6 protein-coding genes and 2 pseudogenes are annotated in these 7,489 nt (G+C 33.9%); 4 read left to right on the forward strand and 4 right to left on the reverse strand.

Annotated elements, in window-relative coordinates:
- Both BWGOE10_RS08220 and BWGOE10_RS08225 read right to left on the reverse strand, forming a co-directional pair.
- Positions 1 to 277, reverse strand: a 277-nt coding sequence (locus BWGOE10_RS08220) for a spore coat protein (RefSeq protein WP_070168297.1), incomplete at its 3' end; no start/stop codon positions are given.
- A 157-nt stretch (positions 278 to 434) separates the two neighbouring features.
- On the reverse strand, positions 435 to 695 hold the full coding sequence (locus BWGOE10_RS08225) for a hypothetical protein (RefSeq protein WP_070141968.1): 261 nt from the start codon (positions 693 to 695) through the stop codon (positions 435 to 437).
- A 761-nt stretch (positions 696 to 1,456) separates the two neighbouring features.
- Between BWGOE10_RS08225 and BWGOE10_RS29665 the strand changes: the two are divergent.
- Together BWGOE10_RS29665 and BWGOE10_RS08230 are read left to right on the forward strand one after the other, a co-directional pair.
- A pseudogene (locus tag BWGOE10_RS29665) lies at positions 1,457 to 1,864 on the forward strand (mobilization protein); the annotation flags it as partial.
- 208 nt (positions 1,865 to 2,072) lie between these two features.
- Positions 2,073 to 2,687, forward strand: coding sequence for a hypothetical protein (locus BWGOE10_RS08230; protein WP_070141963.1), 615 nt, complete (start codon positions 2,073 to 2,075; stop codon positions 2,685 to 2,687).
- A 753-nt stretch (positions 2,688 to 3,440) separates the two neighbouring features.
- Here BWGOE10_RS08230 and BWGOE10_RS08235 read toward each other — a convergent pair.
- Entirely contained in the window at positions 3,441 to 4,250 is an 810-nt protein-coding gene (locus tag BWGOE10_RS08235) for a hypothetical protein (protein WP_070141965.1), read from the reverse strand.
- Positions 4,251 to 4,698: 448 nt separating this feature from the next.
- On the opposite strand from BWGOE10_RS08235, the gene BWGOE10_RS08240 reads away from it, so the two are divergent.
- Positions 4,699 to 5,307, forward strand: coding sequence for a MerR family transcriptional regulator (locus BWGOE10_RS08240; protein ID WP_070141966.1), 609 nt, complete (start codon positions 4,699 to 4,701; stop codon positions 5,305 to 5,307).
- Positions 5,308 to 5,540: 233 nt separating this feature from the next.
- Positions 5,541 to 6,491 carry a nucleoside hydrolase gene (locus BWGOE10_RS08245; RefSeq protein WP_016097069.1) on the forward strand — a complete coding sequence of 317 codons (951 nt, stop codon included), beginning with the start codon at positions 5,541 to 5,543 and terminating at the stop codon, positions 6,489 to 6,491.
- A gap of 850 nt (positions 6,492 to 7,341) precedes the next feature.
- Here BWGOE10_RS08245 and BWGOE10_RS33300 read toward each other — a convergent pair.
- Positions 7,342 to 7,489: pseudogene (locus tag BWGOE10_RS33300) on the reverse strand (spore coat protein); the annotation flags it as partial.

Here is a 7,489-nt window from a genome sequence, read left to right on the forward strand (position 1 = left end):
CATAGATTGCCCAGTATGCATTATCAACTGTAAAAATACATTTTCGTTCTAAGTGAAATCCAGGTGGTACAGTTGGAAGTGTAATAACTGGTTCACATACGTTTGTATCTCCTTCATCTCTGATGAATTCGAAAGTTTGCTGGTCAATTTCATAGATATTAAGTGGATCAAGCTCTACACCTTTATCTGGAACTTCAATTTCATCTTCAACTAATAGGAAAAAGCGTTCGTTTCGAAAATTGAAAAGACATCTTGCCCCAATTTCAAACGTTGCCATTTTATATTCACCTTCTTCACAATTTTTTTATAGATTCAAAGTCGCGTTTACATAATATTCTAGATTAATAAATTTGGTTACGGCTCGTATCTACATAAATTACTAACTTAGGATTCAGTCGAGATACGTGTAGTTCCTGCTATAAAGTGTATTGTAATCATTTTTTCCGTTTCTTTGATTGTTCAGTTAATTTCACAAGTGTTGTAACGCAACCTGATTGTAAATTATCAGTAAATGTAACTTCACCTCCAATAGTTATAGGTACTTTAATCGTTAGATTTTTATTAATAGGATCTAAACTAGTTTCTAGTTTACAGTCTCCACAACCGATGGAAGAATTTACAAGTAAGCCAGAACTTAAATTGTAAATAAGAGTTAAACAAACTGGTTGAGTTAAACCTTTTATAGTACAAGGCATTTTATCTGCACCTCCTCTTCTCTTTACTACTAAAATGTCTAACATGCAAAATCTGAGCTTTGTCAAATGTCCCTCATAAAGAACATTTTGACAATATATTCTATGAATATATTGGACAATCTGTTTGTGCTTATAGGAAATTAATAGTGTAGAGAACTGAGCCTTTTCAAAATCGGAATATACTTGTGCCTTAGAACGATCTATTTTGCGTTTTAAGGCATTTTTGTTTTTCTGAATATAATAATAAAACAAGCTGAAATCTATTAAAAGGCGAGAAACTCCTTTCTAGTGTCTGTCAACGGTAAGCGGACCGAAGGGAGCATTAAGGAGTTGATAGACTCACTACACCAAGACCCTCTTGGTTTGTCAAAAGTTCACCTTTTGACCTGCCTACCGGCGAGGGAGTCCCTCAAGGATTTGAGGGGTTGGGGAGTTCGATTGGTTTTATTAAGGGGGATTGTTAAGGGAAGAGTTTCCCTTAACCCGTCGGAGACAAAGGTTTTAATTTTTTCGTTTTAATGGAGTGTTGCTGATCGAAGAATGAGATTGGCCAAATTCCATTAAAACGAGTCCGACGTTAGTCGGATAGTTTTGTTTTTGCCATGATGTTTCATGGCTCGGCAAAGCCGAATAGCCTCGCAGAGCCCTATCTATTTTGAAACAAAGTGTCAAAATACGTATAAGGTTACTCTAATTGACTCCTTTTCGTCGCTTTGCTAGACTTATGGTATCAATTAATCTAGGGGAAGTGGTGGCACTTTATGTTGTTCTCTATCTTATTTACTCAATTTCATCAAAGTTCATTGAGTAATAATAATAGGGAAAACATTCATGGGAATCTTGGCATTGATCCATCCAGATTAGACGAGAATATCTATTTTTTTTCAAAAGGACATCCGAAGTGTATACAAGGATGTCTTTCAAGAAGCGGTGGACAAATATAACTAGAAATAAAATGGAATAACCGTAAGATTAAAGACTACTATGACAAAATACATAAAGACGAAAAGACATATGAGCAACGAGAACTCGTCGTAGCGATTGGGGAAGGAAAGGACGACCCAAAGTATAGGGAAGCCAAGAAAGAAGCGTTAAAACAGTATGCTGAAGCGTTTGAGAGGCGAAATCTAAATCTAGCAGTTTGTAACATGGTGTTATATGACGATGAAAAAGAGGATTGAATGTTGTGTTTTTGCAACAGATGGGAATCCTTAGTAAGGGATTCCATGTTATTATAGAGAAAGACGAAAAAACCGCCCAATGTCTTGGCGGACAGGCGGTTTTTTATACTCAGGTTGGAATCAACCTAATATATTATTCTATACACATTGTAGCATAGGTTAGTTGATTCCTTCCACTAAGGGAGAGAATTATTTTATGACAAAAGTTGTAGATTTTGGACAAGCTGAAAGAAATGCTAGAAAAAGAGATCTAGAAATTGAAAGTGAAAAAATTCGAGAGTTATATAATGATGTTTCAGAAGTTGAATTAGAAAAAGCTATGGAAACTATGGCTAAAGCTACTGGTAAAGAACTTTACATAGGTACTAAAAAAAGTCCTCAGTCGAAAGTGAGGTTTGCTCAAATTTTGCAAAGTAATTATGAATTTTTAAGGGAAAGGGAATACTTTACGGCTAAAGAAAAAGCATTTTTAATTGATATTGTTTCTTCGATTGCTTTTAATTCTAACTGTATTGTTGATGATGTGAAATCAAAAAATCCAGTTCCATTGAATATTTCAGGACTTGCAAAAAAAATTGGATTAACACGAGCGAATACAAGTCTTTCAGTAAATTCTTTGGTTAAAAAAGGGATATTAGCGAAAGCTGAAAGTGGAATTGAAGGAAATAATGCAAAAGCTTATTCATTATTTGTAAATCCGCACATTATTTATGCAGGAGATAAGGATAATGTAAATGAAGCACTTAAAGCAATCTTTTATAAAGCTATGAAAATGAAAATATTGAAAGAGCTACCAGATAAATTATTTTAAGATTGACAATTAGTCAATCTTATTTTTTTACTCATTTTCGTGTGTATTGTTTTCGATACGAATGTGTATTGTTTTCGATACACACGAAAAACGTCATAAACCTAGTTATATCAACCTTTTATACCACTTTTAAAACTCTCTCTCTTCTCACTCTATATATAAAGGCTAAAAGTTCCGCAAGGAACGGGTTGTATTTTTGAGAAGAACACTCAAAAATCTCCACCCTCAAAATTAAAAAGTCGGTTCGTTAATCCTCACCTAAAGGCTACCGCCTTTTCTTTTTGATGTTGTCCTTGCGAAACTTTTTTCGGCTCGTTTGCTTTTCTCGCCAAGCCGAAAGACAAAAAGCAATGCAATGGTTCTCGGCTTGGACTAGTAATTATACGAGCCGAACCGCCAGATCATTCGTCCTAGACTTACTCTTATCCGCTATAACGCTACGTTTTAAACCGTGGGGTCTCGCCCCCACACGACGAGCCAGCACTCCAAACAAAAAGCAATGGGAGACCAAAAGAAAAACCAAAAATAAATCACCAAATTACCTGTATTAGAACTTCCATAATTAAATCATAGGAAAATAAAATTTTAGGCACATATCAATAATGGCTGCTTTAGTATCAGCTTAGGCTGTCGACTTTGTCGACAGCCTATTTTGATAATTGCTAACGTATTCTATTACATTTCATTTTTAAGTAATAGCAACATTTAGTGGTGAAAATATTGTCTGAAATCAAATTGGAAGCTTTAATATCTTTATGATAGTGCTGAATTTAATTTTTTCAATGCTTCAGTGAAAGGTATTTCACTAATTTCTTTAAAAAGCTTGTCCGTATCTATATTTTTGAATTTTTCTTTCATATCTTTATTTAAATAAGATAGAAAACTATTTAGCGTTGTAGATGAAGTTGCTGTTCCGTTTGCATCACCTAAATTTTCTACAGCAATTAAAGAGTCAATATTACAAACTGGTGTTATTAAATATAAACTTGAGTTTTGGGTTTCGGAATATAATATATAAAGATCATCATTAGCAACTGCTGTAGCATTATCCGCTAAAAGGATAATGAGTAGGATAAATAAAACAAAAGGAAAAGATTCTGATAATATAGCGTTTGTCAAAGGGAAAAGTGAGCTAATGTTTGATACACTGTTTATAGTATCACCTACTCCTTTTATATAGCAGCAATCATCTTTTTCTAATGTTGGTTCAGCAATAATTTCATTTATAAGATTTACTAAACCAGGAATAGGAGAAGTGCTTGATACTAGAACATAATCTATTTTATATAGAGGTATAAGAGCAATAACTTGTCCACTATTTGACCCCCTGGAAATATAGACTAAGTTGCCTACTATAGAATTAATAAATACTGGAGTAGGAGTAGGATTCTCAATAAATGGGAAAGTTTCACTCAATATAAAAATAGGAGTATTATTTCTCCTGAAAAATAATAACAAATCTCTTAAACTATCTGTATCACAACAACAACAATCAAATTTTTCATCCTTTTTTGATTTACAATATTTGTAGTTACCTTTACTACTATTGTCATAGTAGCCCATTTTATCATTCCCCTTCATACAATAAAGTAGATGTTTCTTTCCTGATTTATTATATTCAAAAGGATTTAAATTGATCTTGAACTGTAAGCCCGAATTGAAAAAAGCATACCATATTCATTATTAGTTAACATAACGTCCCATTATCGGTAGCAAATAAATGAACAAATCATTTATACAATTAGGTTTGTTCGTTTAATTTTTGTATCGTGTTATGCATGATTTTATACATTGTGGAGATACTAAGTTTTTTCAGGTTTACGAATATCCTGTATTAGTACAAAAATTTGTATAAAATCTTGTATAAAAAAGATAGTTGATTTACTGTGTTCTACTCCGGCCAATTTTAAAATCAAAGGGAATTCTCTTAAATTCTCGAATAATCATTGAAGAGCGGGTGAACGAGCGCCCACAAGAAAATTTATGATATTCTAAAGAGTGAGGTGATAGCTTGAAAGAATATGAATATGTCTTGTTAAACAAAGAAATGAGTGAACGATTAAATATCGGGGTAAGTACTTTAAGAAAGTGGGCTGCCGCGCTAGAAAAGAACGGATATTACTGGGAGAAAAATGATGATGGTACTCGCTATTATACTCACTATGATCAAGATACACTTATACTGTTTAAAAGTTTAGTACAAGAGCAAAAATTCAACTTAGAACAAGCTGCAAAAGTTATTATATCTAAGCGTGAAGGAAACCGCTCTTCATCAAGAACGGGGGACGCTCTCCAAGAAATACAACAAGAATTTAAAAGCGAAACCCACTCTTCTAGCCGTTCTCTAACTCCTGTGACAAATGAATCTATACAAAGTTTAATAGATTATATAAAAGAGCAAGACAAACTTAATAGACACCTATTAGAAAAAATTGAAGAGATGGAGAAGGAACGAAAAAGTGATAGAGAAATTCTAGAACGTATGGAACATCAACTTACTCGACAAGAAAACCGAGCAAATGAAAGAGATAAAATGTTGATGGAAAATATACGAAGTATTCAACAGCTTGCAATTACAAAACAAAAAAATTCTTTTTGGAATCGTTTATTTAATAAATAAACAAAAAGGCTCACTTCTATATAACAGGGAGTGAGTTTTTTTATTTGCTACCGATAAGTGGTGTTATGTTAAGTTCACATGTAGAGGATATACAAATAAATATTTTTTAGGTGTAAAAACATATAGGATGTATGCAGTGACTGATAACCAGAACGTACTATTCAGGAACACATGAAATATATATAATACAGGCTCAATGAAATTACGATTCTATTGCTTTTGGGGGAGGATATATGCCAAAAAAAGTTCTTCTGTTTACAGATTTAGGAATTGATGATGCCTTTGCTGTTCTGTATACCTTTTTTCGTAAAGATATCCAACTTGTAGGGATTGTAGCTGATTATGGAAATGTATCAAGAGAGAATGTTATAAGAAATATTAACTATTTAAAGTATATTGGGGGAAAAGAAGAGATACCTGTATTTCTGGGTGCTTCTGTACCTTTAACGGGCATATTGGTCCAGTATTTTCCTGAAGTGCATGGGAAAGTGGGATTAGGACCTATCATCCCGCCTGAGATTTCTTATCCGATCTACCCTATCAATGATATTTATCGGATTATAGATTCTAATTTAGATGATCTCATAATTATCAATTTGGGAAGGCTCTCATCGTTGGCGACGGCATTTGTCCTAAATTTAGAAACAATGCGGAACGTGAATGAATACATTTGTATGGGAGGAGCTTTTTTTTATCCTGGAAACGTGACTGCTGTGGCTGAAGCTAACTTTTATGCAGATCCTTATGCAGCAAACTTAATTCTGCAGCATGCAAAGAATTTGACAATTATTCCGTTAAACGTCACCCAACACGCAATTGTTACACCCGAAATGGTCCAACAAATCGACGCGTTTCACCGTAATACACAGGACCTTGCAGGGCTTATCATCAAGCCCATGTTAGACTACTACTATAATTTCTACTCTAAATCGAACCCTGGTATAGGGGGAAGTCCTATGCATGATTTTGTAACAATCTGGTATTTGTTGAACCCAGATGCAGTTCTCCTTTCAAAAGTACCCATCAAAGTAATCCCCGATCAAGGAGAAGGATTCGGTCAAAGTATTGCAGATTTTCGTTTTGTGACAAATCCGGGTTATAAAACACATAATGTCGCTTTTCAGTTCAATTACGAAAGTTTTAAGAGAGATATCATGGAAACATTCTTAAGGAAGAGACTGTAGCGTATCCTAAGTAAACTTCAGATAACGGAAATTATGTAAAAAAGCTAGCATGAATCCAGCTTTTTCTTTTTTGATCACGGGTGTTCTAATATCTTTATTCATCATGTTTTGAATGTATACTTTTGTTGTGTGTTTTGAGGATATCAGAGGATTCGTTTTGAATTCAATATTTACGGGTTTTTGAATGTAAACTAATATCAATTAGTTTACATTGGAACTTACAATTGAAATCCAACATACAATGCTATGAGCATTTACAATATAGTTTTGGTCAAAACCACAGCGATTGCTGTGGTTTTTCTTATTGATGAAACTGAAAGTAAACTAATATTCAAAAGTTTACTTTCAAAGTCTCTTCAAAAATAGTAACTTTCATTTTGCTAGTTACAAAATTTTTATTGATATAAAGCATCCCGACAACTTGTTGGCTAAAAGATTCCACAAGGAACAGGTCGTATTTTTCGTCGCTATGCTTTGGAAAATCTCCACTCTCCCCATTTCATTTCGTCCTTGCAGAACTTTTTTCGGCAGGTATAGGCATGTTGCCAAGCCGAACATACCAAAAACGAGGATTTAGGTAGCACGACTTGGACTAGCAATTATACCTCCCGAACCGCCTGGATCAACTGTTCATAAATAAACTCTTGCTCTATGTATTTACGTCACTGGAAGGGGCTAGCCTCTCGCTTCGCTTCACCCCAGCCATTGTACTTACACCCAAAAACAAGAGGGAATAACTAAAAACCACTAATAATTAAAAAACTTTTTACATAACAATTTAACCCTTTGTAGAAAACTACGAGAGGGCATTTTTTTCAAAGGGTATTCCAGTTGAGGCCTAATCAATTTACTAAATGAGATTTTGGGGTACACATTGATGAACACCAGAATTTCTTAATGAGTTAAATAAAGCTGCACTGATGATTAATATAACAATTTCATCAGTTCCATCTTCTAACTCATAGATTGCCCAGTATGCATTATCAACTGTAAAAATA

It is taken from the genome of Bacillus mycoides (assembly GCF_001757995.1).
GTDB classification, from domain to species: Bacteria; Bacillota; Bacilli; order Bacillales; family Bacillaceae_G; genus Bacillus_A; species Bacillus_A mycoides_B.

Coding starts and splice junctions, on each gene's coding strand:
- BWGOE10_RS08235 (WP_070141965.1), bottom strand. CDS start 4,250: ATGGGCTACTATGACAATAGTAGTAAAGGTAACTACAAATATTGTAAA.
- BWGOE10_RS08225 (WP_070141968.1), bottom strand. CDS start 695: ATGCCTTGTACTATAAAAGGTTTAACTCAACCAGTTTGTTTAACTCTT.
- BWGOE10_RS08245 (WP_016097069.1), top strand. CDS start 5,541: ATGCCAAAAAAAGTTCTTCTGTTTACAGATTTAGGAATTGATGATGCC.
- BWGOE10_RS08230 (WP_070141963.1), top strand. CDS start 2,073: ATGACAAAAGTTGTAGATTTTGGACAAGCTGAAAGAAATGCTAGAAAA.